The 25,118-nt window shown below is 72.9% G+C and carries 21 protein-coding genes; 12 read left to right on the top strand and 9 right to left on the bottom strand.

Translation table 11 applies throughout. The annotated features are described in order from the left end of the window. Positions 1-12 precede the first annotated feature (12 nt). The 3 genes from ACFOVU_RS03820 to ACFOVU_RS03810 form a co-directional block, all read right to left on the bottom strand. A complete protein-coding gene (locus ACFOVU_RS03820) occupies positions 13-924 on the bottom strand; it encodes a hypothetical protein (protein ID WP_378529864.1) in 912 nt (303 codons plus the stop codon). Positions 925-1,059: 135 nt separating this feature from the next. Then, positions 1,060-1,722 (bottom strand): hypothetical protein, encoded by a 663-nt coding sequence (locus ACFOVU_RS03815; RefSeq protein WP_378529863.1) that lies wholly within the window; start codon positions 1,720-1,722, stop codon positions 1,060-1,062. 344 nt (positions 1,723-2,066) lie between these two features. After that, entirely contained in the window at positions 2,067-2,771 is a 705-nt protein-coding gene (locus tag ACFOVU_RS03810; protein ID WP_378529862.1) for a hypothetical protein, read from the bottom strand. Positions 2,772-3,325: 554 nt separating this feature from the next. On the opposite strand from ACFOVU_RS03810, the gene ACFOVU_RS03805 reads away from it, so the two are divergent. The 6 genes from ACFOVU_RS03805 to ACFOVU_RS03780 all read left to right on the top strand — a co-directional run bounded on the left by ACFOVU_RS03805 (position 3,326) and on the right by ACFOVU_RS03780 (position 11,297). Continuing rightward, entirely contained in the window at positions 3,326-3,424 is a 99-nt protein-coding gene (locus ACFOVU_RS03805; RefSeq protein WP_378529861.1) for a potassium-transporting ATPase subunit F, read from the top strand. Further along, positions 3,425-5,107, top strand: coding sequence for a potassium-transporting ATPase subunit KdpA (gene kdpA, locus ACFOVU_RS03800; RefSeq protein ID WP_378529860.1), 1,683 nt, complete (start codon positions 3,425-3,427; stop codon positions 5,105-5,107). 2 nt (positions 5,108-5,109) lie between these two features. Continuing rightward, entirely contained in the window at positions 5,110-7,209 is a 2,100-nt protein-coding gene (gene kdpB, locus ACFOVU_RS03795; protein WP_378529859.1) for a potassium-transporting ATPase subunit KdpB, read from the top strand. Between the two features lie 5 nt (positions 7,210-7,214). Further along, entirely contained in the window at positions 7,215-7,808 is a 594-nt protein-coding gene (gene kdpC, locus ACFOVU_RS03790; RefSeq protein WP_378529858.1) for a K(+)-transporting ATPase subunit C, read from the top strand. A gap of 115 nt (positions 7,809-7,923) precedes the next feature. Further along, positions 7,924-10,614: an ATP-binding protein gene (locus ACFOVU_RS03785; protein WP_378529857.1), complete on the top strand. Its 2,691-nt coding sequence runs from the start codon at positions 7,924-7,926 to the stop codon at positions 10,612-10,614. After that, on the top strand, positions 10,614-11,297 hold the full coding sequence (locus ACFOVU_RS03780) for a response regulator (protein WP_378529968.1): 684 nt from the start codon (positions 10,614-10,616) through the stop codon (positions 11,295-11,297). Before ACFOVU_RS03785 ends, ACFOVU_RS03780 begins: the two co-directional genes overlap by 1 nt. 94 nt (positions 11,298-11,391) lie before the next feature. On the opposite strand, the gene ACFOVU_RS03775 is transcribed toward ACFOVU_RS03780, so the two are convergent. Both ACFOVU_RS03775 and ACFOVU_RS03770 read right to left on the bottom strand, forming a co-directional pair. Continuing rightward, the gene (locus ACFOVU_RS03775) at positions 11,392-12,507 is read right to left on the bottom strand and encodes a glycerophosphodiester phosphodiesterase family protein (RefSeq protein ID WP_378529856.1); all 1,116 of its coding nucleotides are present in this window, start codon (positions 12,505-12,507) and stop codon (positions 11,392-11,394) included. 361 nt (positions 12,508-12,868) lie between these two features. Beyond that, positions 12,869-13,786 carry an aminoglycoside phosphotransferase family protein gene (locus tag ACFOVU_RS03770; protein WP_378529855.1) on the bottom strand — a complete coding sequence of 306 codons (918 nt, stop codon included), beginning with the start codon at positions 13,784-13,786 and terminating at the stop codon, positions 12,869-12,871. Positions 13,787-13,952: 166 nt separating this feature from the next. On the opposite strand from ACFOVU_RS03770, the gene ACFOVU_RS03765 reads away from it, so the two are divergent. From ACFOVU_RS03765 to ACFOVU_RS03755, 3 genes are all read left to right on the top strand, one after another. Further along, positions 13,953-14,528: a hypothetical protein gene (locus ACFOVU_RS03765; protein ID WP_378529854.1), complete on the top strand. Its 576-nt coding sequence runs from the start codon at positions 13,953-13,955 to the stop codon at positions 14,526-14,528. 139 nt (positions 14,529-14,667) lie between these two features. Further along, positions 14,668-15,318 carry a DUF305 domain-containing protein gene (locus ACFOVU_RS03760; protein WP_378529853.1) on the top strand — a complete coding sequence of 217 codons (651 nt, stop codon included), beginning with the start codon at positions 14,668-14,670 and terminating at the stop codon, positions 15,316-15,318. A gap of 540 nt (positions 15,319-15,858) precedes the next feature. Further along, the gene (locus tag ACFOVU_RS03755; RefSeq protein ID WP_378529852.1) at positions 15,859-17,919 is read left to right on the top strand and encodes a heavy metal translocating P-type ATPase; all 2,061 of its coding nucleotides are present in this window, start codon (positions 15,859-15,861) and stop codon (positions 17,917-17,919) included. A gap of 330 nt (positions 17,920-18,249) precedes the next feature. Here ACFOVU_RS03755 and ACFOVU_RS03750 read toward each other — a convergent pair whose 3' ends face one another. After that, on the bottom strand, positions 18,250-18,930 hold the full coding sequence (locus ACFOVU_RS03750) for a sirohydrochlorin chelatase (protein WP_378529851.1): 681 nt from the start codon (positions 18,928-18,930) through the stop codon (positions 18,250-18,252). Positions 18,931-19,962: 1,032 nt separating this feature from the next. Between ACFOVU_RS03750 and ACFOVU_RS03745 the strand changes: the two genes are divergently transcribed. The 3 genes from ACFOVU_RS03745 (at position 19,963) to ACFOVU_RS03735 (ending at position 22,592) form a co-directional block, all read left to right on the top strand. Further along, the gene (locus ACFOVU_RS03745; protein ID WP_378529850.1) at positions 19,963-20,772 is read left to right on the top strand and encodes a nucleotidyltransferase domain-containing protein; all 810 of its coding nucleotides are present in this window, start codon (positions 19,963-19,965) and stop codon (positions 20,770-20,772) included. Between the two features lie 111 nt (positions 20,773-20,883). Continuing rightward, a complete protein-coding gene (def, locus tag ACFOVU_RS03740; protein ID WP_378529849.1) occupies positions 20,884-21,438 on the top strand; it encodes a peptide deformylase in 555 nt (184 codons plus the stop codon). A gap of 185 nt (positions 21,439-21,623) precedes the next feature. Further along, positions 21,624-22,592 carry a coiled-coil domain-containing protein gene (locus tag ACFOVU_RS03735; RefSeq protein ID WP_378529848.1) on the top strand — a complete coding sequence of 323 codons (969 nt, stop codon included), beginning with the start codon at positions 21,624-21,626 and terminating at the stop codon, positions 22,590-22,592. 29 nt (positions 22,593-22,621) lie between these two features. Here the strand turns inward: ACFOVU_RS03735 and ACFOVU_RS03730 are convergent, their stop codons facing one another. From ACFOVU_RS03730 to ACFOVU_RS03720, 3 genes are all read right to left on the bottom strand, one after another. Beyond that, entirely contained in the window at positions 22,622-22,867 is a 246-nt protein-coding gene (locus ACFOVU_RS03730; RefSeq protein ID WP_378529847.1) for a hypothetical protein, read from the bottom strand. A gap of 47 nt (positions 22,868-22,914) precedes the next feature. Continuing rightward, positions 22,915-24,144, bottom strand: coding sequence for an MFS transporter (locus ACFOVU_RS03725; RefSeq protein ID WP_378529846.1), 1,230 nt, complete (start codon positions 24,142-24,144; stop codon positions 22,915-22,917). Between the two features lie 99 nt (positions 24,145-24,243). Continuing rightward, entirely contained in the window at positions 24,244-25,041 is a 798-nt protein-coding gene (locus ACFOVU_RS03720) for an alpha/beta hydrolase (RefSeq protein WP_378529845.1), read from the bottom strand. Positions 25,042-25,118 lie beyond the last annotated feature (77 nt).

Here is a 25,118-nt window from a genome sequence, read left to right as displayed (position 1 = left end):
TGGGCGGGGAGGTCAGACGGTGTCGAGGGTGGCGCCGATGCGGTCGGCGACGGTGGTGGCGAGCAGGGCTGCGGCGTCCAGTTTCGCGTCGACGTCCATGTCCGGGGTTCCGCGGTAGATGACGTCGACCGCGATGTTGCGGGTGCTGAAGGTGGCTTCCGCCCAATCGTCCTGGGCCGCGACCGCGGGGTTGGCGCTGCGCGGGTCCGCGTAGGACACGGCGTGGCCGCCGTCGCCGGCCGGGAGGTCGCGCAGTTCCACGTCGGCGACGAGGTCGTCGCCGGTGTCGACCGAGGGGGCGGCCGATGCGCCGGCCAGTCCCCGTTCGATCGGGGCGAGGGCGCGCGTGACGTGGGCGCGCGGTTCGGCGTAGTCGGCGTCCCGGGTCTCGGGGAGGTAGCGCAGCACGATGACGGTGAACAGCGCCGGGCTCTCGTCGTCGCGGGTCGCCGAGCAGAACAGGGACTCGTCGACGCCCGGCTCGGCTTCGCCGTAGTAGTAGCTGGGCCCGCCGCCGAGCGTGTGCCCCCCGGTCGCGGGGATCTCGGCGACGACGTCGTCGGGGAGGAGGTCGGCGCAGGCGCCGAGGGCACCGTAGGCGGGCCGCGGCCCGGTCAGGCTCAAGGCGAGGGGGACGGCGACCGCCACCGCCGCGAGCGCCGCGGCGGCCCCGGCGAGGGCCCGGCCCCGTCCGGGCGGCCGGACCGCCCCCTCGGGCAGCGGTCCCCCGGGCTCCCCGGGGAAGTCCGGCCCGCGGACAGGGGCGCCTCCGGCCGAGGGGAGCCGTGACGGGCCTGGTGGCGGCGGTGGTGATCCGGCGGGCGGGACGTCCCCGGACGGCTCCGGCGGCTCCCACGGCGAGCGCTGGGCGGACGGCTCCGGGCGATCCCAAGGGGACCGGTGGGCGGGCGGCTGACCGGGCATCGTACTGGCTCCTCACACCGGAGGGAGACCGACCGGCGACGGGACCGGAGCCCCGCCGCCGCAGGCCTTTCGCCCCATCATTGTCCGCCTGTCATGCCGTATCGATCCCCCGCGGATGGGGGCCGCCAGTCGTGGCTACGCGGTCACTCCCGTGGCCTCGATGTATTGCTTGACCAGCCGGGCGGCGTCGGTCACCGCGTCGAGCCGTTCTCCGCGTTCCATGCCGGGGGTTCCTTCGTAGGTCAGCGAGACCAAGACGTTTCTCGTGGTGAAGCTGGCAGCGGCCCAGTCGTCCGGGTCTTCGAAGTCGAGGTACTCGTCTCGGATCTCGACATTGGAGTAGTCGACCGCTTGCCCGGTCTCGCCAAGCGACAGGTCCCGGATCTCGACGTCGGCAATGACGACCCCACCGGCGCCATCCTCGATCTCCACACCGTCACCCGTCGTTGCGCCGTCGCCTAACGCGCGCTCGATCGGGCTCCGAAACAGGAGATCGTGCTGCTGCTGGGGCAGGACGTAGTCATCCTGCTCTGTCGCCGCGGAATATCGCGAGATCGACACTTGGAGGACGGAGGACTCCACCCAGCCGTTATCCGTGACGACCGAGCACGAAGTGTCGACCGATGCAGGGGTAACGTAGCTGGTCGCTGCGTCGACGCCCTCGACTTCGGCACCCTCGGTGCCGGGGATCTCAGCGAGCACGTTGGCGTTCAGCAGCTCGTTGCACCCGCCAATAGCGGTAAAGGCCGGGCCGGGGACGGACAGACGCCAGACCAGCAGGCCCGCGATCACCAGCACAACGGCGGTTCCGCCCGCGGCCGCGCCGATGATCCAGACGCGCCGGGGATCACGGGGCGGGGGAAGCGGAGCGCCAGGCGGGGGGCCATCCGACGGCTGCCCGTGCCCCTCGGATCCGGGTCCGGTCGGATCAGGACCTGGCCGGCCCGGGGACGGGAGGGGGCCGTGGGGTTCCGCGGGAGGATCGGACTGGGGTGGGTCACCTGCCACGGCGGCACTCCTCGTGCGGTGGGGGAGCGTAAGGCGTCTCTCTGAGTATTCACGCCGAAACGGTCACCGCACCACCCGTCCACACCTCCTGATGGTCGTCCGCTTCCGGCCACCGCCGTGTCCGGCCCCGGCGACTAGACCGTCTCGCCGGCGGCCTCGATGGAGTCCTCGACCAGCACGGCCGCGTCGGACACGGCGTCGAGCCGTTCCGCGGGCTCCATGCCGGGGGTCCCCGAGTAGATGATCGACACCATGACATTGCGGGTGAAGAACTCCGCCGTGCTCCAGGCCTCTTCGCCCTCGACGTTCCCCTCCCCCCAGTCCGCGCCGGAGTAGGAGACCGCGTACCCGGCCCCCTCCACCGGCAGCTCGCGGACTTCGAGGTCGGCGGTGAAGCCGCCCTCGACCGCGACACCGGTGCCCGCGGTGGCGTCGCCCAGCGCCTCGTCGACCGGCCGGCGGGTGTCGTCGATCCGCCGTTGGAGCTCCGCGTAGCCGTCGTCGGCGGTCGACACGGGGAACAGCCGCGCGGAGACATAGAGGAGCTGCTCTCCCCCGCCGCTCCCGGCGGGGGCCGCAAAGCAGTCGGTGTAGCTTTCGTAGCCCCCGTCGGAGGGCTCGTCGCCCACGAACTCCTCGCCGTCGATCTCGGCGCCCTCGGCGCCGGGGATCTCGGCGAGCGCGTCGGAGGTCAGCAGCTCGTCGCACACGGGCAGCCCGGTATAGGCGGGCCCGGGACCGGACAGGCTCCAGACCAGCAGGCCCGCGATGACCAGCACCACGGCAGTAGCGCCCGCGACCACGCCGATGATCCACCCGCGCCGGGAATCACGAGGCAAGGGGCCACCAGGGTGGCCCGGGTAGCCGGGAGCGGGCGGCACCGGCCCGTGGGCGGCCTGGGGTGCGGGCGGGGCCGCGTACGGGCCCTGCGGGCCCGGGCTCCCCTGCGGTCCGTGTGGATCCTCCGGTGGGAACGAGGGGGGTCGGCCGGTCATCGCGGCACTCCTCTGGTCTGGAAGGGGGAGGGGGAGGGGGAGGGGGAGGGCGGGCGCACCGCCGGACGGCCGCTCCCCCCGCACCGGCGGCGGATCGGGGTCCGGCCACCGGGAGCGTACCCGCCCCCAGCGGGACGCCACCCGCCGCTCCCCGCTGGTCCTTCATCAATGCCCCGTCAAAGTCCGCCGGGTCCACATAAGAGGACCGTAAAAATCACCACGAATCGGACGGATGGCCAGTTCAATTCCTGGTGTCGCACCGGTTCACCCGGGGTCACCCACGTCCCCCGGCCGCGTGCGGCGGATGGGAGTGGTCCCGTGCTCGACGCCGCCTATGTCGGCCTGACTCTGGCGTGCTTCGCACTCATCGGGCTGATCGCACGAGCGGCGGCCCGGCTGTGAGCGCCGTCGCCGTTCTCGACCTGATCGGGCTGGCGGTCGCCGCGGCCCTGCTGGTCTACCTCGTGATCGCCCTCGTGCTCCCTGAGAGGTTCTAGGTGTCCGACACCGTGGCGGGGCTGCTCCAGATCGCCCTGCTGTTCAGCGCGCTCGCCGCCGTCTACGTCCCCCTCGGGGACCACATGGCGCGCGTCTTCTCCCCCGGGCGCCACCTGCGGCTGGAACGGGCCGTCTACCGGCTGTGCGGCGTGGACGCCGGCACCGAGATGCGCGGCCCGGTCTACCTGCGGGCCGTCCTGGCGTTCTCCCTGCTCTCGATCCTGCTGCTGTACGCCTTGCAACGGGTGCAGCAGTGGCTGCCGCTGAGCATCGGCATGGGGCCGGTCGACCCCGACCAGGCGTGGAACACCGCGGTCTCCTTCGCGGCCAACACCAACTGGCAGTCCTACGCGGGCGAGTCCACCATGGGCCACCTGGTCCAGATGGCCGGCCTGGCGGTGCAGAACTTCGTCTCGGCCGCCGTTGGGCTGTCGGTGGCGATCGCCCTGGTGCGCGGCCTGGTCCGGCGGCGCACCGACCGGCTCGGCAACTTCTGGGTGGACCTCACCCGCGGGGTGGTGCGCATCCTGCTGCCGCTCTCGGCCGTCGCCGCCGTCGTCCTGCTGGCCGGGGGTGTGATCCAGAACTTCGCCCCGCACACGGAGTACGCCACCGTGGCGGGCGGCGCGCAGACCATCCCCGGCGGGCCGATCGCCTCCCAGGAGGCGATCAAGGAGATCGGCACCAACGGGGGCGGGCCCTTCAACGCCAACTCCGCCCACCCGTTCGAGGGCCCCACCGCCTGGGTCAGCCTGTTCCAGGTCTTCCTGATCCTGCTGATCCCGGTCTGCCTGACCCGCACCTACGGAACCCTCCTGGCCCGCGCCGGCGTGGGCTCGCACCGCCACGGCCTCGCGGTCCTCGCCGCCATGGGAGCGATCTTCACGCTCTCGCTGGCCGGGACCACCGCCGCCGAGCTGAGCGCCCACGGCTCCGCCGCCCAGGCGGCGGGCGCCGCGGCCGAGGGCAAGGAGGTGCGGTTCGGCACCTGGCTGTCGACGCTGTTCGCGACCGCCACCACCGGCACCTCCACGGGTTCGGTGAACTCCGCACACGACTCCTACACCCCGTTCGGCGGGGGCCTGGCGATGGTCAACATGCTGCTGGGCGAGGTCACACCGGGCGGTGTGGGATCGGGCCTGTACGGGATGCTCGTGCTGGCGATGCTCGCGGTCTTCCTCGGCGGCCTGATGATCGGGCGCACCCCCGAGTACCTCGGCAAGCGCATCGGCCCGCGGGAGATCAAGCTCATCGCCCTGTTCGTGCTGACCACCCCGGCGCTCGTGCTGATCGGCGGCGGGATCGCGATGTCGCTCCCGAGCACGCCGGAGGCCATGTCCAACGCCGATGTGCGCCCGCACGGCCTCTCCGAGGTGCTGTACGCGTTCGCGTCGGCCGCCAACAACAACGGCAGCGCGTTCGGCGGCCTCGGCGCCGACACCTCCTTCTTCAACACCGCGCTCGGGCTCGCCATCACGCTCGGCCGCTACCTGCCCATGGTGTTCGTGCTGCTGCTGGCAACGTCGCTGGCCGCCCAGCAGCCCGCCCCGGCCACCGCCGGGACGCTGCCCACCCACACGCCGCTGTTCGTCACGATGCTCGTGGCGACGACCCTGATCATCACCGGTCTGACGTTCTTCCCCGCTCTGGCGCTCGGACCGATCGCGGAAGGACTGAACTGACCATGGCCGACACCGCCACCCGGCACAGACCCGACGGCCCCGGCCCCGTGCCCCCGTCCGCCCACCACGATCCCCGTCCGGCCGCCGCCGGGGCGTTCTCGCCGAAGGCCCTCGTCGCGGCGGTCCCCTCGGCGCTGCGCAAGCTCGACCCGCGCCTCATGGTGAAGCAGCCGGTGATGTTCACCGTGCTGGTGGGCTCGCTGCTGACCACGGCCTACTGCCTGGCCGACCCGGGCGTGTTCACCGTCGCGGTGACGCTGTGGCTGTGGGCCACCGTGCTCTTCGCCAACCTCGCCGAGGCCGTCGCCGAGGGGCGCGGCAAGGCGCAGGCCGACACGCTGCGCCGGGCGCGCCGCGAGTCCATGGCCCGGCTGCTGCGCGGCGGCGCCGAGTCGGAGGTGCCCGCGACGGACCTGACGGCCGGCGACCTGGTGGTGTGCGAGGCGGGCGACGCCATCCCCGGCGACGGCGATGTCGTCGAGGGCGTGGCCAGTGTGGACGAATCGGCGGTCACCGGGGAGTCCGCCCCGGTGATCCGGGAGTCGGGCGGCGACCGCAGCGCGGTCACCGGCGGCACGGTGGTGCTCAGTGACCGCATCGTCGTGCGCATCACCGCCGAGCCCGGCTCCACCTTCCTGGACCGGATGATCGCCCTGGTCGAGGGCGCCCAGCGGCAGAAGACCCCCAACGAGATCGCGCTGAACGCGCTCCTGGCGTCGCTGTCCGTCTGCTTCCTGCTGGCGGTGGTGACGCTCCAGCCGTTCGCGATCTGGTCGGGCGGGCGGCTGGACGTGCCGGTCCTGGTTGCGCTGCTCGTCTGCCTCATCCCGACCACGATCGGCGCCCTGCTGTCGTCGATCGGGATCGCCGGGATGGACCGCCTGGTGCTCCGGAACGTGCTCGCGATGTCGGGCCGTGCTGTGGAGGCCGCGGGCAACATCACCACCCTGCTGCTGGACAAGACCGGCACGATCACCCTCGGCGACCGGCGGGCCCACGAGGTGCTGCCCGTCGCGGACGCGGGCCGGGAGGAGCTGATGGCCGCGGCCCACCTGTCGAGCCTGGCCGACGGCACGCCCGAGGGGCGCAGCATCGTGGCGCTGTGCGGGCCCCCGGCGGGGGCGCGGGACCGGCAGGAGGGGGCGGTCCCCGTTCCCTTCAGCGCCGAGAGCCGGATGAGCGGGATGGACCTGCCCGGGGGCCGCTGCGTCCGCAAGGGCGCGGCCTCGGCCGTCCGGATCTGGGTGCAGCGCCAGGGCGGCAGGTGGCCCGCCGACGCCACCGATCTGGTCGACCGGATCTCCGGCGCGGGCGGGACCCCGCTGGTGGTCGCCGAGAGCGGCGAGGGCACGGCCCGGGTCCTGGGCGTCGTCCACCTCAAGGACGTCGTCAAGCCGGGCCTGCGGGAGCGGTTCGCGCAGCTGCGCGCCATGGGCATCCGCACGGTCATGATCACCGGCGACAACCAGCGCACCGCCGCCGCGATCGCCGACGAGGCCGGGGTGGACGACTTCCTGGCGGAGGCCACCCCGCAGGACAAGCTCGACCTCATCAGGCGCGAGCAGGAGGGCGGCCGCATGGTCGCCATGACCGGCGACGGCACCAACGACGCCCCGGCGCTCGCGCAGGCCGACGTCGGCGTGGCCATGAACAGCGGGACGACCGCGGCCAAGGAGGCCGGGAACATGGTCGACCTGGACTCCGATCCCACCAAGCTGATCGAGATCGTGCGGATCGGCAAGCAGCTGCTCATCACCCGCGGGGCGCTGACCACGTTCTCCATCGCCAACGACGTCGCGAAGTACTTCGCGATCATCCCGGCCATGTTCGCCGCGATCCCCGGCTACGGCGGCCTGGAGGCCCTCGACGTCATGGGGCTCTCCTCCCCGCAGTCGGCGATCCTGTCGGCGGTCGTGTTCAACGCCCTGGTCATCGTGGCGCTGGTCCCGCTGGCGCTGCGCGGCGTGCGGCACCGCGCGTCGGCGCCCGCGGCGATGCTCCGCCGCAACCTGCTCGTCTACGGGCTGGGCGGGCTCGTGACCCCGTTCATCGGCATCAAGCTCATCGACGTCCTCATCTCATCGATCCCCGGATTGGTCTGATCCCCATGGCTGCCTTCACACCGGCGGCGCTGCGCCAGTACGGCGCTGCGGCCCGCGCCCTGCTCGTCATGACCGTGCTCCTCGGCCTGCTGTACCCGCTGGCCGTGGCCGGGATCGGGCAGGTGCTGTTCCCCGCCCAAGCGAACGGCTCGCTCATCCGCGGCGACGGCGGCGAGGTGGTCGGCTCCGCCCTCATCGGCCAGAACGCCGACGGCCCCGAGTGGTTCCACCCGCGCCCCTCGGCGGCCGGCGAGGACGGCTACGACGGGGCGGCGAGCTCGCCGTCCAACCTCGGCCCCAACAGCGAGGAGCTGCGGGCGGCCGTCGAGGAGCGGCGGGCCGCGGTCGCCGCCGAGGAGGGGGCCGCGCCCGAAGCGGTACCGCCCGATGCCGTGACGGCGAGCGGCAGCGGCCTGGATCCGCACATCTCCCCGGAGTACGCCGCGCTCCAGGCCGGCCGCGTCGCCGCCGCGCGCGGCCTGAGCGCCGGGGAGGTCCGGGCGCTGATCGCCGCGCACACCGACGGCCGCGCGCTCGGGTTCATCGGGGCGCCCGCGGTGAACGTGGTCACCCTCAACGCGGCCCTCGCCGCGGGCTGACCCCGTGCCGCGCACCCGAGGAGCGTTTGCGCAGGCCAGGGGGCGGCCGGTGCGGCGGCGCCGCGGCAGGGCGCGCCGCCGCGCCGGGGCGAAAGAACAAAGGACACAACGCACAATGGATGGTGTGGCACGTGGAAAACTCCGGATATACCTGGGCGCCGCCCCGGGTGTGGGCAAGACCTACGCCGCCCTGAGCGAGGCGCGGCGCCGCCATGAGCGCGGCACCGACATCGTCATCGGCTTCGTCGAGACCCACGGCCGCGACCGCACCGCCGACCTGCTGGACGGCATGGAGGTCCTGCCCCGGCGGACACTCGCCCACCGCGACGGCACGTTCGAGGAGCTCGACCTGCGCGCCCTGCTCGCGCGCGCCCCGCGGGTGGCGGTGGTCGACGAGCTCGCCCACACCAACGTCCCCGGTGCCGGCAACGCCAAGCGCTGGCAGGACGTCGACGAGCTCCTCGCGGCCGGCATCGACGTCATCTCCACGGTCAACATCCAGCACCTGGAGTCGCTCAACGACGTCGTGCAGCAGATCACCGGGGTGCGCCAGCGCGAGACCATCCCCGACGAGATCGTCCGCCGAGCCGACCAGATCGAGCTGTGCGACATGTCCCCGCACTCGCTGCGGCGCCGGATGTCGCACGGCAACATCTACCCCGCCGAGAAGATCGACGCCGCGCTGTCCAACTACTTCCGCGAGGGCAACCTCACCGCGCTGCGCGAGCTGGCGCTGCTGTGGGTGGCCGACCGGGTCGACGAGGGGCTGGCGCGCTACCGCGGCGAGCACAAGATCCGGCAGACCTGGGAGGCCCGCGAGCGGGTCGTGGTCGCGCTGACCGGGGGCCCCGAAGGCGAGACCCTGCTGCGGCGCGCCGCGCGGGTGGCCGCCCGTTCGCGCGGGGGCCGGCCGCAGCCCAGCCACCTCATGGCCGTGCACGTGGTCTCCAGCGACGGCCTGCGCCACGTGCCGCCCGAGGCCCTGGCCCGCCAGCGCCAGCTGCTGGCCGAGCTGGGCGGCACCTACCACCAGGTGGTCGGCGACGACATCCCCACGGCGCTGCTGGAGTTCGCGCGGGGCGTCAACGCCACCCAGATCGTGCTGGGCTCCTCGCGGCGGCGCAGCTGGCAGTACGTCTTCGGCCCCGGTGTGGGGTCCACCGTCGCCCGCGAATCCGGCGACATCGACGTGCACATCGTCACCCACGAGGAGGTGGGCCGCGGCCGGGGGCTGCTGCCCCCGCTGGCCGGGAGCCTCGGGACGATGCGCCTGGTGTGGGGGTGGGCGCTGGGCCTGCTCGGGCCGCTCGTGCTGGCCGCGCTTCTGCACCTGCCGATCGCCGGCGAGCTCGGCCTGACCACCGACGTCCTGGTGTTCCTGACCGCGACCGTCATCACCGCGATGGTGGGCGGGCTGTGGCCGGCGGTGTGCAGCGCGGTGTGGGGCAGCCTCGTCCTCAACCTGCTGTTCACCCCGCCGCTGTACCGCTCCACCATCAACCAGCTCGACAACGCCATCGCGCTCGTGGTGTTCATCCTGGTCGGCGTGCTCGTGGCGATCGTCGTGGACGTCTCCAAGCGCCGCTCGGTGCAGGCGGCCCGGGCGCGCGCCGAGGCGAGCACGCTGAGCCTGCTTGCGGGCAGCGTGCTCGACGGCCAGGAGCCCCTGCCCGCGCTGCTGCTGCGGATCCGCGAGACCTTCGCCCAGCGCTCGGTGGCCCTGCTCAGCCAGGAGGACAACGGCGAGTGGGTGCGCTGGGAGGCGGTGGGCGTCGGCCCGCCCTGCGATTCCCCCGATGACGCCGACGCGCTCGTGTCGGTCAGCGACAGCCTGGCGCTGGCCCTGCGCGGGCACGTGCTCCCGGCGGCCGACCGGCGGATCCTCGGCGCGTTCGCCACCAACATCGGCATCGCCCTCGAACGCCAGCGGCTCACCCTCGACGCCGCCGAGGCCAAGCGGCAGGCCGCCAAGAACAAGATCCGCACCGCCCTGCTGGCGGCGGTCTCCCACGACCTGCGCACCCCGCTCACCTCCATCAAGGCGAGCGTGTCCAGCCTGCGGTCGGCCGACTTCGACCTGGACGAGGCCGACCGCGCCGAGCTGCTGGAGAACATCGAGGAGTCCACCGACCGGCTCAACGGGCTCGTCGGCAACCTGCTGGACATGAGCCGGCTCCAGACCGACACCGTCCGCCCCAACCTGCGCGACGTGGGCCTGGAGGAGGTCGTCCCGGCCACCCTCATCGGCATCCCGCCGCACAGCGTCTACGTGGAGGTGCCCGACGACCTGCCGCGGGTCCGCGTCGACGCCGGGCTGCTGGAGCGGGCCGTGGCCAACGTCGTGCAGAACGCGGCGCGCCACAACCCCGAGGGGGCGCGGCCGTTCCTGATCTCGGCCAGCGCCCTGGGCGACGTCGTGGAGCTGCGGGTGGCCGACCACGGGCCGGGTGTGCCCGATGAGTCCAAGGAGCGCATCTTCGAGGCGTTCCAGCGGCTCGGCGACGCCCCGCGCGGCACCGGGATCGGGCTGGGGCTGGCCGTGGCGCGCGGGTTCACCGAGGCGGTCGACGGCACCCTGACCGTCGAGGACACCCCGGGTGGCGGGCTGACCATGGTGTTCACGCTGCCCGCCGCCGGTTCCGGCGACGCGGGCGGCGATGCCGGCGACGGCGCAGGCGGCGATGCGCACGCGGCGGGTGCGCCTGCGGGGACGGACGCAGGCGCGGCGGGCGCCGCGGATACAGCGGGCGCCGGCCGGGCCGGCGCAGGGGCGGACATGCGAGCGACGGAGAGTGGGGGCGCGTGATGCGGATCCTGGTGGTCGACGACGACGCGCAGATCATCCGCGCGATGCGGATCAACCTGCGTGCGCGGGGCTACGAGGTGGACACGGCGTTCGACGGCGCATCCGCCCTCCAGGCCGCCGCCAAGCACCCGCCCGACATCGTCCTGCTGGACCTGGGGCTGCCCGACATGGAGGGCGGCGAGGTGATCGAGGGGCTGCGCGGCTGGACGTCGGTGCCGATCATCGTGCTCTCGGCGCGGCATTCGGCCAGCGAGAAGGTGCGTTCCCTGGACGCGGGCGCCGACGACTACGTCACCAAGCCGTTCGGGATGGACGAGCTGCTCGCCCGCATCCGCGCGGCGCAGCGCCGGTCGGTGCACGTGGAGGAGGCGCCGGTGGTGGCCACCGAGGCGTTCACGGTGGACCTCGGCGCCAAGCGGGTGGCACGCGACGGCACCGAGATCCGGCTGACCCCCACCGAGTGGCACATCCTGGAGATCCTCACGCGCAACGCCGGTCGGCTGGTCAGCCAGCGGCAGCTGCTGCACGACGTGTGGGGTCCGGCCTACCAGAGCGAGACCAACTACCTGCGCGTCTACATGGCGCAGCTGCGGCGCAAGCTGGAGCCCGATCCGGCGCACCCCCGCTACCTCATCACCGAGGCGGGGATGGGCTACCGGTTCGAGCGCAACGGCAAGGCCTGAGGGCGGCCCCGCACCGGGGCCGCCCGGGGGCGGGGACCCGCCCGCGCGCCCAGGGCGGATGCCCGGGGCGCGCGGGCGGGCGCCGGCGCGGGGCTCAGCCGTCGCGGCCGTCCACGAACGCGTCGCGCGCGGCGCGCAGGTGGTCGGGGCTGTCGGAGAACGCGCCGTCGACCCCCGTGGCCAGCACGGCGGTGTAGTAGGACCGGTGGTCGCCGTAGGCGGTCGGGTCCTCGCCCTTGTCGTAGCCGTTGGGCAGGTGGGCGTTCTCGCTGCGCAGCGTGTAGGGGGTGACGAGCAGGCCCCGGTCGTGGGCGTCGGCCACCAGCGACGTGGGCGTCCCGGCGCGGCCGTCCTCGCCGATGGGCAGCACCAGGCCCGTTTCGGGGCCGATGGCCTGGGCGTACTCGGCGATCCCGTCGAGCCCTTCGGGCGTGGTGAGGTCCCGCTGCGAGCCGCTGATGAGCTGCACGATCCGGGTGTCGACCAAGCCGTCGAGCTCGCGGGCGCTGCCGGGCTCGAAGGACTGGAGGATCAGGGGCGCGTCCTCGCCGTCGAGGCCCCGCTCTTCGAGGGTGTCGGCCACCAGTCGCTCGGTGTCGAGCCCGAGGGAGTCGAAGTAGGCGCCGTGCTTGAGCTCGGGGATGATCTGGAGGTCGCGGCCCCGGCGCGTGTCGCGGTGCTCCTCCCAGCGGTCCAGCACCTCGTCGAAGGTGGGGATCTCGTACCTGCCGTCGTAGCGGGTATTGCGCGGCCGGATGTCGGGGATGCGCTCGACGGCCCGCAGCGTCTTGATCTCCTCAAGGCTGAAGTCCTCGGAGAACCAGCCGGTGAGGGAGACGCCGTCGATGGTCTTGGTGGTGCGCCGGTCGGCGAACTCCGGGTGGTCGGCGACGTCGGTGGTGCCGCCGAGCTCGTTCTCGTGCCGGACGATCAGGTGCCCGTCCTTGGTGGGCACGAGGTCGGGCTCGATGAAGTCGGCGTGCTGGCGGACCGCGAGGTCGTAGGCGGCGAGCGTGTGCTCGGGCCGGTAGGCGGAGGCACCGCGGTGGGCGATGACCCACGGGGTCTCCACGATGGACTCCTCGCCGCCGCCCTGCGGGGCGTCGTCGTCGGCCGCGGCCGGGGCGGCGTGGGCACCGGCCAGGACCCCGAGGGCCAGCAGCGGGGCAGAGAAGGCGGTCCATCGGTGGGTGGGGGCGTAGTGCCGCATGTGTCTCCTTCGATTCCCCATTTCACGATCACGGACCTGGGAAGGCTCCTCTGCCCATGCATCGCGTCGATTCACCGGAATCGAACGAAAACCCACCAGGGGCCGAATTGTGAACGGCGCGGCCACAACCGGACACTTTCGGTCACATGAACCGGACGGTGGGTGGGGGCGGCCGCGGGCACGGCGCCGTAGGCGGGCGCGCGAAGCGCGGCCCGTGGCACCGCCTTCCGGCGGCCGTAAAGGGGTTCGAAAGGGTGTCGCCCGGACACGCCGTGCCGGCACGGGAACGCGCTCCCACGGGGCGCTGTGGTCGCGGCGGGAGAAGTCCGCGCCACTCACGTGCCGGCACGGCGGGCGCCGGTCAGGACGAGAAGTCGAGCAGGAAGCGGAACTCCTCGGAATCGGCCCGGCCCCGCTGCGCCCACGCGACGGCGAAGATCGGCGCGTACGCGCGCGCCCAGGCCAGCAGCCGCTCCCCGGGGACCCCCATCACGTCGGACAGCTCGGACACCCGCCGTTCGACCTCCACGGTCGAGGTGGCCTTCCACAGGAGCCAGTCGACGGCGTCGAAGGCGGCGTCGCCCACGCAGGCGCGGGGGTCGACGGCGACCAGGCCCCGTTCGGGCCCGCCGTCGATGACGTTGCCGGGGTGCAGGTCGCCGTGGAGCGGGACGATGTCGTCCTGGCCGTGCGCGAGCTCCCGGGCGCGCGCGTGGCCCATGTGCAGCAGCGCGGTGGGCACCAGGTCGGCGGCGAGGCCTTCGCGGCGGTTGCGGTCCCACATGTCGAAGATGAAGTTGACCCGCGTGAGGAGCGGATGGAGCTCGCCCTTCTCGTCGCACGGGACGTCGACGGAGTGCAGATCGCGGATCAGTTCGCCGATGGTCCGCATCGAGGGCACTTCACCGTTGAGGGAGACGGTGCGGCCGGTGCCGATGGCCTCCAGCAGAACGGCGCCGCGGTCGGCGTCGACCTCCCACACGGCCGGGACGCGGCCGCTGCTCTCCCACAGCTTCAGGATGCGGGCCTCGCTGGAGCCCAGCCCGGGGTCGGGCGAGATCTTGAGGATGCCCGCGGAGCCGTCGACCCGGCGGCAGAACAGGACCACCGAGGTACGGCCGTGGGGAGCCGGGCCGTCGATGGTGAGTTTCCACTCGGCGGCGAGGTCGGCCACCAGCCCGGGAAGGCCGGACAGCCAGTCGGTCGCGCCGGTGCCGAAGCGGCGCAACAGGCGCGCTCGCTGCTTGTCATCGATCAATTGCGCTATGACGTCGCTCATGCCTCCACCTTAGGAACCAGCACAGCTCGGGAATCGGGATTCCGGTTGCCTCCCTGTTACCACCGCGAAAACTCGCACGGGGGGCGTGTGGGACAGGGGGCGTCCTGAGGGGATCTACCCAGGGAATGGGCGTTTCTATACCCGCGGGGGGCATTATGATGGAGGTGTGATCCGCACAGCACACCCACGACGGACGGTGCCCCTCTGGGCCCGCCTGGTACTGCTGCTGTGCGTGGTGGTGGGCGTGGGGGCCATGCACACCCTCGGCCACCTGCACTCCGACCACGAATCCGGGGCGTCCGCGCAGGCCGCGATGGCACCGGCGCAAGCGCCTCCGGCAGGGGGCGAGGGGTCCGCGGATTCCGGCGCCCTCGGCGAAACCGGCGGCTCCGGCGAGCCCTCGGGCGCCGCGGGCCACATGTCCATGGCCGCAGCGCCGGAAGCGACGGATCCCGGCGGCGCGACGCAGGCGACGACGCCGGGCGAGGCCGACTCCGGCCCGGCGCAGGGAACGTCGCCGGACCATGCCGGATCCGGCGCTCCGATGCTCGACCCCACCTCGGTCTGCCTGGCCCTCGGCGGCCTCGCGCTGGCCGTGTTGTGGGTGGTCACAGGGGCGTTCCGGCACTGGCCGGGCCGCACCGCCCTCGCGCGGGCCCTGCCGCGGCTGCGCGCCGCGATCGAGTCCGGGCCACCGCCCCGACCTCCGTCTCTCTCCGCTCTCCAGGTGCTCCGGGTGTAGATGCCCCGGGGAGCGCGCCGCCGTGCCGTCGTGTGCACGCGTCCGCACCGCGCTCCGGGCCCATCCACCTACGACCACACGCAGGACAGCCGCGCCACTGCGCCGCTGTGCCCTGCGCGCACTCTGGAGAAGAATCCACATGTTCAAGACCCGCAAGGCCCGTGCCCGCCTGCTGCTGCCCATCGCCGCCCTCGCCGGGGGAACCGTCCTCCTGGCCGCGTGCGGGACGGCCGGTGAGGACACCGCCGACAGCCCGTCGGCCTCGCCGGAGGCGTCGGCGGAGGCCAACTCCGCGGACGTGATGTTCGCGCAGATGATGATCCCGCACCACGAGCAGGCCGTGGAGATGTCGCAGCTGGCCGAGACCCGCGCCGGCGACGACGTCCTCGACCTCGCCCAGCGGATCGAGGCCGCCCAGGGGCCTGAGATCGAGCGCCTGACCGGAATGCTGGAGACCTGGGGCGAGCCCACCGAGCCCGAGGGCGGTATGGACCACGGCATGGACGGGATGATGAACGACGACCAGATGGCCGAGCTGGAGGCGGCCGACGGGGAAGCGTTCGACACCCTGTACCTGGAACTGATGATCGAACACCACGAGGGCGCGGTCGAGATGGCCCAGACGGAGCTTGAGGACGGCTCCTACCCTGAGGCCACCGAGATGGCCCAGGAGATCGTGGACGCCCAGGAGGCCGAGATCGAGGAAATGCGCGGCCTCCTCGGCGAGGACCCGTCGGCTCCGGCGGAGGACTCCGGCTCGGACACAGAGGGCGGCCACGGCGGCCACTGAGCCGTCGCTTGTCGCCGGTCTGTGACCGGTGAGGGTGCGAGCGCCCGAGAGGGCGCTCGCACCCTCACCCATGGCATAGTCGGAACCGATGGTTATGGTGTCCTTGCGCAATCCGGCTCGGTCGCGACCAATCGTTCTGACCGAACGGTATTCGGCCGCCGGATAGCCCCAGGTCATTTGGTGTCCGCTCCGCACATGCGGAGGTGAACCGATGAACGGCCGCAGCCTGGAGACCACGAACGCGTCCGCTCCGCACATGCGGAGATGAATCCACCCGCCGCGCCCGGTCGACCGGTCCCCTGGGCCGGCTGACCGGGCGCGCTTCCTTTGGATCCGCTGGCTGATTGCTCCACTGCTCTCAACCTCATCCGCATGTCCTCTTGACAGGAATATACCCCTAGGGGGTATTAATACAGCGTTGGTGAACTACTTCAAGGAGCGGCGTCATGACCTCCGATGCGGGACGACATGACCACGATGGGCACGGCGAACATCAGGAGACCCACGACCACGGCGGCCACGGCAACAAGGAGCGGCGTCATGACCTCCGATGCGGGACGACATGACCACGATGGGCACGGCGAACATCAGGAGACCCACGACCACGGCGGCCACGGCAACCACGGCGACCACGCCGCCGTGTTCCGGGGCCGGTTCTGGTGGAGTCTCGTCCTCGCCCTGCCCGTTGTCGCGACCAGCCACATGGTCTCCGGGTGGCTCGGCTACATGGTGCCCGGCGCGTTGACCTGGGTTCCTCCGGTGCTGGGCACCGTGGTCTTCGCGTACGGCGGGTGGCCGTTCCTCAGTGGGGCCGTGACGGAGCTTCGTGCCCGTGCTCCCGGGATGATGACCCTTGTGGCCATGGCCATCAGCGTCGCGTTCGTGGCGAGTCTGGCCAGCACGTTCGGTATCGCCGGCATGGGGCTGGACTTCTGGTGGGAGCTCGTCCTGCTGATCGTCATCATGCTGCTGGGGCACTGGCTGGAGATGCGGGCGCTGGGTCAGGCCTCCGGGGCGCTCGAAGCGCTGGCCGCGCTGCTGCCCGATACCGCCGAGCGCGTTGGGCCCGACGGCGAGACCGCCGAGGTCGCGATCGCCGCCCTGCGGCTCGGCGACACCGTCCTGGTGCGCTCCGGCGGGCGGGTCCCGGCCGATGGCACCGTTTCCGAGGGCGCCGCCGCCATGGACGAGTCCATGATCACCGGCGAGTCCCGCACCGTCACCCGCTCGACGGACGACCACGTGGTCGCCGGAACCGTGGCCACGGACTCCGCGATCCGGGTCCGCGTCGACGCGATCGGCGACGACACCACGCTCGCCGGCATCCAGCGGCTGGTGGCCGAAGCCCAGGCGTCGCGCTCCCGCGCTCAGGCACTGGCCGACCGCGCGGCGGCGATGCTCTTCTGGTTCGCGCTAGGGGTCGGGCTGTTCACCTTCGCCGTCTGGTCGCTGATGGGCGCGCTGACCGACGCGGTCACGCGCACCGTCACCGTGCTGGTCATCGCCTGCCCGCACGCCCTGGGGCTGGCGATCCCGCTGGTCATCGCGATCTCCACGGCGATGTCGGCGCGCGCGGGGATCCTGGTGAAGGACCGGCTGGCGCTGGAGCGCATGCGGGTGGTCGACGCCGTGCTGTTCGACAAGACCGGCACCCTGACCAAGGGCAGCCCCGCCGTCGCCGACGTCGTCGCCTCCGACGGGGAGGACGCCGGGCAAGTCCTCGCCCTCGCCGGGGCCGTGGAGTCCGACTCAGAGCATCCGCTCGCCAGGGCGGTCGTCCGCGCGGCCCGTGACAAGGGCCCGCTGCCGCGGGCCGCGGAGTTCCGGTCGCTCACGGGGCGCGGCGTGCGCGCCACGGTCGACGGCGCCACCGTGCACGTGGGCGGCCCCGCCCTGCTCGCGGCGCTCGGCGACGGCCTGGCCGAACCCGCCTCCCTTGCGGCGCGCACCGGTGAGTGGCGCGACCGCGGCTCCACTGTCCTTTACGTGGTCCGCGACGACGCGGTCATCGGTGCCCTGGCGCTGGCCGACGAGGTGCGGCCGGAGTCGGCGCAGGCCGTCCGCGAGCTCCAGGAGCAGGGGGTGCGGGTGGCCATGGTGACCGGTGATGCCCGCAGCGTCGCCGACGCCGTCGCGGCGCAGCTGGGCCTGGACGAGGTGTTCGCCGAGGTGCTCCCCGATGAGAAGGACGGCGTGGTCCGCGACCTGCAAGCACGGGGCGACATCGTGGCCATGGTCGGCGACGGCGTGAACGACGCCCCGGCGCTGGCGCGGGCCGATGTCGGCATCGCCATCGGCGCGGGCACCGACGTGGCGATCGAGTCGGCGGGCGTGGTGCTCGCATCGGACGACCCTCGGGGGGTGCTGTCGGTGCGCACGCTGTCGGTCGCCGGGTACCGGAAGATGCTCCAGAACCTGGGGTGGGCCGCGGGCTACAACGTGGTGTCGGTGCCGCTGGCGGCGGGTGTGCTGGCGCCCATCGGGGTCGTGCTGCCGCCCGCGGTCGGTGCGGTGCTGATGAGCCTGTCGACCATCGTTGTGGCGCTCAACGCCCAGTTGCTGCGCCGGGTCGACCTGGGCCGGGCGGCGGCGGCCGAGTGACGCGGCGCCGCGGGTCCGTCAGCGCCGGGCCGCCCGCACGATGAGGGCGACGCCCCCCGCGACGAGGGCGAGGAGCACGAAACCGAGGACGATGAGGACGAGGGGAGAGACGAACATGACGCCACGGTAACAGTGTTGCCGCCGGATCGGTCCCGGTCGGTCCCGTTCTGTCCTTGCGGCCGGTCGCCGGCCCCTCCAACGGCGCGGGCCTTCGCGCTCGGGGGCGGAGGGCGCCGCGGAGCGGCGCCCGGTGCGGAGGTGAGGTGTCGCGGGATGCTGCGGGGCGCGTGCGCCCGTTCCGGTGGCCGACCCGCCACCCGGACGGCCGGCTCAGGCCGCCAGGCGGGCCTTTGCAGCGCGGTGCTGGGCGAGCAGGGTGTCGACCACGATGTCCGACGGCCACAGCGGTGCGGTCAGTGAGGTGGCCCCGAGTTCGCGGAGGCGGTCGTAGTCGCCGCCCTCGACCAGGCGCCAGGCGGCCACCGAGACTCTGCGGTGCCCGCCGCGGTGCAGGCGCTCCAGCGCGTCGGTGACCGTGGGGGCCCAGGCGTTGAGGTAGCCGACCTGGACCGGCGACTGGAGCCGGCGGCTCAGCATCCGGGCGACGTCGGTCACCGCCTGGCGCTCCTCCTGGTCGGTGCTGCCGTCGGCCGCCAGCACGACGCCGTCGCCCGCGGTCCAGCCGTCGTCGAGGAGCCGGCCCGCGAGGTCGGCCACGATCGAGGGCACGGCCCCCAGCGGGGCGGTGGAACAGGCGTCGGACAGGTGGTGCAGGTTCAGGCCGGCGAAGAGCTCGGCGCTGGCGAGGTCACCGCCCGCCACGAACGCCGGGACCACGACCTTGGGGCCGGTGACGGTGCGGACTGCGGCCGCCACCTCCGAGCGCGATCCGAACGCCGGGACGACGGGGGCCTCGCCCCGGTCGGCGACGGCTCCGGCGAGATCGCACAGGGCCTCCCTTCGATGCGCGTCACATGAATCGTCTGCTACGAGCACCATCGTCGGGACCATATCCGTCTCCTTAGAATCGCCGGGAACGCCGGTCCGGTACGGAAGAGGGTAGGGACCAGCGGTTTCACTGGAATGACCTCGTGTTAAGCACGTGAAAACAGAGCACAATCACCGGGCGCTGCCGTCCGAAGGCACGGCGCGGATCAATGCGGAGCGGCTCCATTGCGGGGCCGGGCGGTTGGGGGGAGGGGGGCTCCGCCATCCGGACCTGGCCGCACGCTCACATGCCGGACACGTTATACACATCGCATTGCTTTTTCCATGGCCACCGTCTGTTGCGGTGGTCACTTCCCACCCGCCCGCAACCGCACTCCCTGACCGATGGTCGAAAACGTGACGCATTATGGGGGGCAACACATTTCCCAACCTCTCTGCGCGGACGGCGCAGATCAGAACGGCAATTCGTGGATCCCAGTCGGGAATTGCTGACTACCCATCCGGATGGTCCGGGTAACCCAATGCGCGACAATCCGCAGTGCGAAATGCGGTGCCGCGGAGGCCGCCTACGGGGGCCGACCGCGAGGCCCCCTCGCTGAACGGGCAGGACAGCGACGACGATCCGGTCATCCCACCTCTGCCTCCCACAGGCGTAACGGGAAGCAGCATCTTCCCCTCCGGACCGGGAATGTGCCCGACATCACGTCACGCCGGGCCGACCGGGCCCGTGGGACGGGAGCCGCGGCCCGGGCCCGGTCCCCGGCCGCCCGGAAGCGCCCTCGCTTAGCAGGATCACGGAGCAGGGGCAAGGGCGCATGCACCCCCATTCCCGCACAACCCCGCACCCCGGGAGCCGGGGAGACAGCAAGCGGATCCGGTGCCGCCGCTTGCGAACAGTGGTGATGGATCTCAGACTTGGGGTTGATGGGGGCTCAACGCCACGCGACACCACCGCGCGGCACCCCGGACCCACGCTCCCCCGCCGCGGTGGCGGGAGCGCACCGCCGCCGCACGGCGGGCCCCTCGGCACCTGCGGGGCGCCGGCACCCGAATCCGACGCTCCCAGCGGCCGGGACGATCCAGACTGGAGACCGCATGGCGATCCACCCACGCGTGCAGGCCCTGGCCGAGGTATTTCTCCGCAACGCGGACCTCGAAGCGCCGGGCCTGGTCCAGGGCCTGTATCTGACCGGCTCCGTCGCCCTGGGTGACTTCCGGCCGCACTCCAGTGACGTCGACTTCGTCGTCGTCACCCCCGATCGCCCCACCGCCCCGCAGCGCGACTCCCTGCGCCGCGTCCACGCGCGCACGCGCTCGCAGATCCCCTCCCCCCAGTTCAACGGCGTCCACGTGACCTGGGCCGACCTCGCCGAGGACCCCGCGTCGTGCGGCCCGGTCCCCTCCATGGTGGGCGGCCGGTTCAAGGAGCAGGCCGCCGCCGACGTCAACCCCGTCACCTGGCACGTGCTGGCCACGCGCGGCGTCACGGTCCGCGGCCCGCTCCCGGTGGAGCTGGAGGTGTGGGACGAGCCCGAAAGCCTGCGCGCCTGGTCGCTGGGCAGCCTCGACGAGCAGTGGCGCCGCTGGCGGGCCAAGGCCGGGCGGCTGGTCACCCCGCGCGGGCTGGCCGCGCTGGGATCGCTGGCGCCCTCGTGGAGCGTGCTGAGCGTCAGCCGCCTGCACTTCACCCTGCGCACCTGCGAGACCACGTCGAAATCGGGGGCGGGGATGTACGCCCTGCACGCGTTCCCCGAGCGCTGGCAGCGCATCGTCAACGAGTGCCTGCGCGTGCGCCGCGGCGGCCGGCTCCCCTCGCTCTACGCCAGCTCGCTGGCCCGCCGCCGGGCCGCCCTGGACTACATCGAGATGGTCCTCGACGACGCCCTGGCGCCCAGCCTCGCCTGAGCGGCCCCGACCTGCCGGACCCACCCTGATCGGCGCGTTCCCCGGCGGGTCCCACCCGCCCTGTGGACGAACCCCGGCCGCCTTTCGCCCGGCGCGGCTAGGCTGTGGGCCATGAGCAAGCGCCCCATCGTCCTCTTCGGCGACCCCGTCCTCGTCACCGCGACGACCCCCATCACCACGTTCGACCGGCACACCGACGCGCTGATCCGCGACCTGCTCGACACCGTCGACGCACCGGGGCACGCGGGGGTGGCCGCCACCCAGATCGGGGTGGGGCTGCGGGCCTTCAGCTACAACGTCGAGGGCAAGATCGGCTACGTCATCAACCCGCGGATCGCCGAGCTGTCCGATGAGGTCCAGGAGGGCGACGAAGGCTGCCTGTCCGTCCCCAACCTCTGGTACCCCACCACCAGAGCCCGGCGCGCGGTGGTCACCGGCGTCGACCTGCGCAACGAGCCGGTCACCGTGCAGGGCGAGGGGCTGATGGCCCGCTGCCTCCAGCATGAGACCGATCACCTCGACGGCATGCTGTACCTGTCCCGGCTCGACCGCGAGACCCGGCGCGAGGCCATGCGCGCCGTCCGCAGATCCGCGTGGTTCCTGCGCGAGGAGCCGCCCGCCGATCCGGCGCCGAAGCTCCCGAGCGCATTCGGCGGATTGTCCTAGTCCGACCGCTCTGACCCGCATCGCCGGATAAATCTCCTAGGATCGCTAGTCAGATAACGGCGGGATCTCGTATCGTCTGCTCCAGCATCGCGCGGACCACGGGCATCACCACCCCCCGCCCGTCCGCCCCGACACCACCGGGCGAGACCGCAGGTTCGTCCGCGCCCGACACCAGGTGACCCCACATGCACATACCCTCAGTCCGCCGCGCCGCCCCCCGCGCGGCCGTCCTCGCCGGTCTCGCGATCGGCGCCGCCCTCCTGCTGCCCGCCTCGTCCTTCGCCGCCCCGGGCGATGAAGACGTCGACATCGACGAGCTGAACGAGCGCGCCGAGGCCCTGGAGGCGGAGTACGACAGCGAACTCGTGCAGTTCACCGACGCCGAGGAGGCCGTCGCCAACGCCGAGGAGCGGCTCCAGCAGGTCCAGGACGACCTCGACATCGCGCGCGGCAACGTCGCCGAGCTCGCCGCCGCGCAGTACAAGGGCACCGGGCTCGACCCGGCGGTCGAGATCGTGATGAGCAGCCACCCCGACCGCATGCTCGACGACGCATCGGTCGTCGGCCACGTCGCCAACAACAACGGCGAGCGCGTCGCCACACTGACCGATCTGGAGGCCGAGCGCCAGGAGGCCGCGGACGACGCCCAGGACACCCTCAAGGAGGCCGAGGACCTCATCGACGACCTGGAGGAGCAGCGCGACGACGTTCTCGCCAGGATCGAGGAGTACGAGGCCGAGCAGGTCCCCGAGACCCCCGGCACCGGCTCCGTCCCCGACAGCGCGATCGGCCCCGGCTGGGACGGCGCGACCCCGCGCATGGCGTCCATCCGCGACGAGATCGTCAGCCAGTTCGGCGCCCCGTTCCCGGTGGGCTGCCTGCGCCCGGGCGACCCCGGCGAGCACGGCTCGGGCCGGGCGTGCGACTTCATGATGAGCAACAACGGCGGCTCCCCCTCGGCCGCCAACCAGCAGCTCGGCCAGCAGATCGCCGACTACGCGCAGGCCAACGCCGACCGGCTGGGCGTCATGTACATCATCTGGGAGCAGAGGATCTGGGACACCCGCAACCCCGGGGCCGGCTGGAAGCCCATGGAGGACCGCGGCAGCATCACCCAGAACCACTACGACCACGTGCACATCTCGTCGTACTGAGCGCGCGCCCGGCGGGGGCGCCGGGTGGATCAGCCGCGTGCGCGGCGCCGGTACAGCCGGCGGGTCGGGCCGGTGAGGCCGGTGGGACCCGCGGGCACCCGGCGCGCCGCGCCGCCGTCCCCGCCTTCGGCGTCCTCCTCGCCCGGACCGTCCTGGAGCCGGCCGCACAGCCGGCACCGCACGGACTCGGGCGGCAGCGGGCACGGGCAGTAGCGGCAGGTGGTCGTGCACGCGGCGTCGTAGCGCGCGAGGAGCGGGTCGGACCGGTCGTTCATGCCTCAAAAGCCTCGCACATCCGCGGGGGCGCCCCGGCCGCCCGGCGTCAGCCGGTCCGGCGGGCGACGGCCGCGGCGTTCGGCAGGCACACGGCCATCGCGACCGCGGTGAGCGCGAACGCCGGGCCGTACCCGAGGTACTGGATGACCACACCCAGACCGAGCGCGCCGGCGCCGGTGCCCGCGTCGATGCCGATGTTCCAGGCCGCGCTCGCCGCCCCGTAGCGCGCCGGCCCGATCCGCCGGAACATGACCACGAGCGTGTCGTTCTGCACCGCGCCGAACCCCGCGCCGAACAGGGCCGCGCCGGCGACCACCGCGACCGTGCCCATGGCCCCCGGCCCCGCCCAGCCGGCGGCGGCCGGCCACACGGCCGCGGCGGCCAGCGCCATGCCGAGGACCACGGCGGCCACCCCCGGTATGAGCAGCACGGGGCGCCCATGGCGGTCGCCGAGCATCCCGGCCCACCAGCGGGAGGCCACCGAGAACACGCCGTAGGCCAGCAGGGCGGCCGCCGCCACGGTGGCGGCCTCCTCCAGCGGGATGGCCAGGAAGGTGACGATCGCGCTGGAGGCGACGGCCGCGACGAGCATCAGCAGCAGCGGGACGGCCAGAACCAGGTAGGACGCCGGTCCGGAGGGCGGCGGGGCGGTGCCGCGCCCAGGTGCGGCGTCCGGGGCGGGCCCGGAGCCTCCGCCGTCCGGCTGCCGGATCCCGAACGCCAGCACGGCGCCGATGAGCGGGGCGATCGCGGCGATCCAGAACACCGGGCCGAAGCCGATCTCCAGCGCCAGCCACACGCCCGTGGACAGGGCGACGATGTTGGGGATCCCGCCGGCGAGGCCGTAGTACCCGGCCGCCCGCCCGATCTGCTCGCGCCGGACCAGCCGCGCCGCCAGCGCGGCCCCCACCACGGTGACCATGCCGAAGCCGACCCCGCGGGCGACGGATATGGCGATGAGCGCCCACAGTTCGCCGGTCAGCAGGAACAGGGGCGTGGGCACGGCGAGCAGGAGCGCCCCCACCGGGAAGGTCCAGCGGTATCCGCCGTGGTCCAGCAGCCAGGGCATGGCGAGCTGGACCACGACCGTGGTGAACATGAACACGGCGGTGGTGGCGCCCGCCCCGACGTCGCCGGCTCCCCCGCGGACGGCCCACAGCGGCACCAGCGGCAGCATCAGGACGTGACCGGTGAAGGTGGCGCCGGTCGCGGCGACGAGCAGCCGGAACGCCCACCCGTTCAGGCCCGCGTGGGGGCCGGGCTCTCCCGGTTTCATCCGGACATGGGAGGAATCGGCGGAGTCGACAGGATTGGCCACCCGGTCTTTCTAACGTATACGGAGGCGGGCGCGCACCCCCGGCCCGTCCGCTGCCGCTCAGTCGCTCCGGGCCCCGTCACCGGTGTTCTCGGCCAGCCAGGTCGCGATGTCCCGCGCGATCTCGGGCCGGACGGCGCGTTCGGCGTGGCCCATCCCCGGGACGATCCACAGCTCCTTGGGCTCGTTCGCGGCCCCGTGCACGCGCTCGGCGTGCTCGACGGGGAAGTAGGAGTCGGCGTCGCCGTGCACGATGAGCAGCGGGCTCGGCGCGATGGCGGGGGCGAGCTCCACGGGGTCCGGCGGGACGGGGTCCCACTGGCGGTCGGTCACCCGGACCTTGCGGGCCACGCGCAGGAACCAGCGGCCCACCGCCTGCTCGACGCCGAAGTGCAGCAGCCGCATCCGCTTCGACCCCCGGTAGTACCACTGCCCCGGCCCGCTGACCGCGACGACCGCCGCGACGCCGCCGAACATCGCGGCGTGCCGGATGGCGACCGCCGCACCCATCGAGAACCCCACGGTCGCGATCTCCGTGTAGCCGCTGTCGCGCAGGTGCGCGACGACGGCCTCCAGGTCGTGGACCTCCTCGTTGCCGACGGTGCACCGGCCGTCGGAGCCGTGGTGGCCCCGGAAGTCGAAGGTCATGACGTCGCCGACCGTCAGCAGCACCGAGGCGATCATGCGGGTCAGCGGGCTGCGCCAGGTGCCGGTGAACCCGTTGGCGAGCACGACGGCGGTGGTGCGCTCACCAGGGCCGCGCAGGAAGGCGGTGTCGATGTGGACCCCGTCGGAGGTGGTCAGCCGCTGGCGGACGGGATCACTCTGGGTGTCGGGGCGGTGCAGTGCGTCGGACATCCCACCATCGTGCCTGACCGGGGTGAACATCGGGAGTCGGGCTCGCATGTGTTGCGGGGTGGGGCGTCCACCACCGG

Origin of the sequence: Nocardiopsis sediminis (assembly GCF_042650565.1) — a bacterium.
Classification (GTDB): Bacteria; Actinomycetota; Actinomycetes; order Streptosporangiales; family Streptosporangiaceae; genus Nocardiopsis_B; species Nocardiopsis_B sediminis.
Note: the sequence above shows the minus strand (reverse complement) of the source record. Positions and strands in the feature narration are given on the sequence as shown.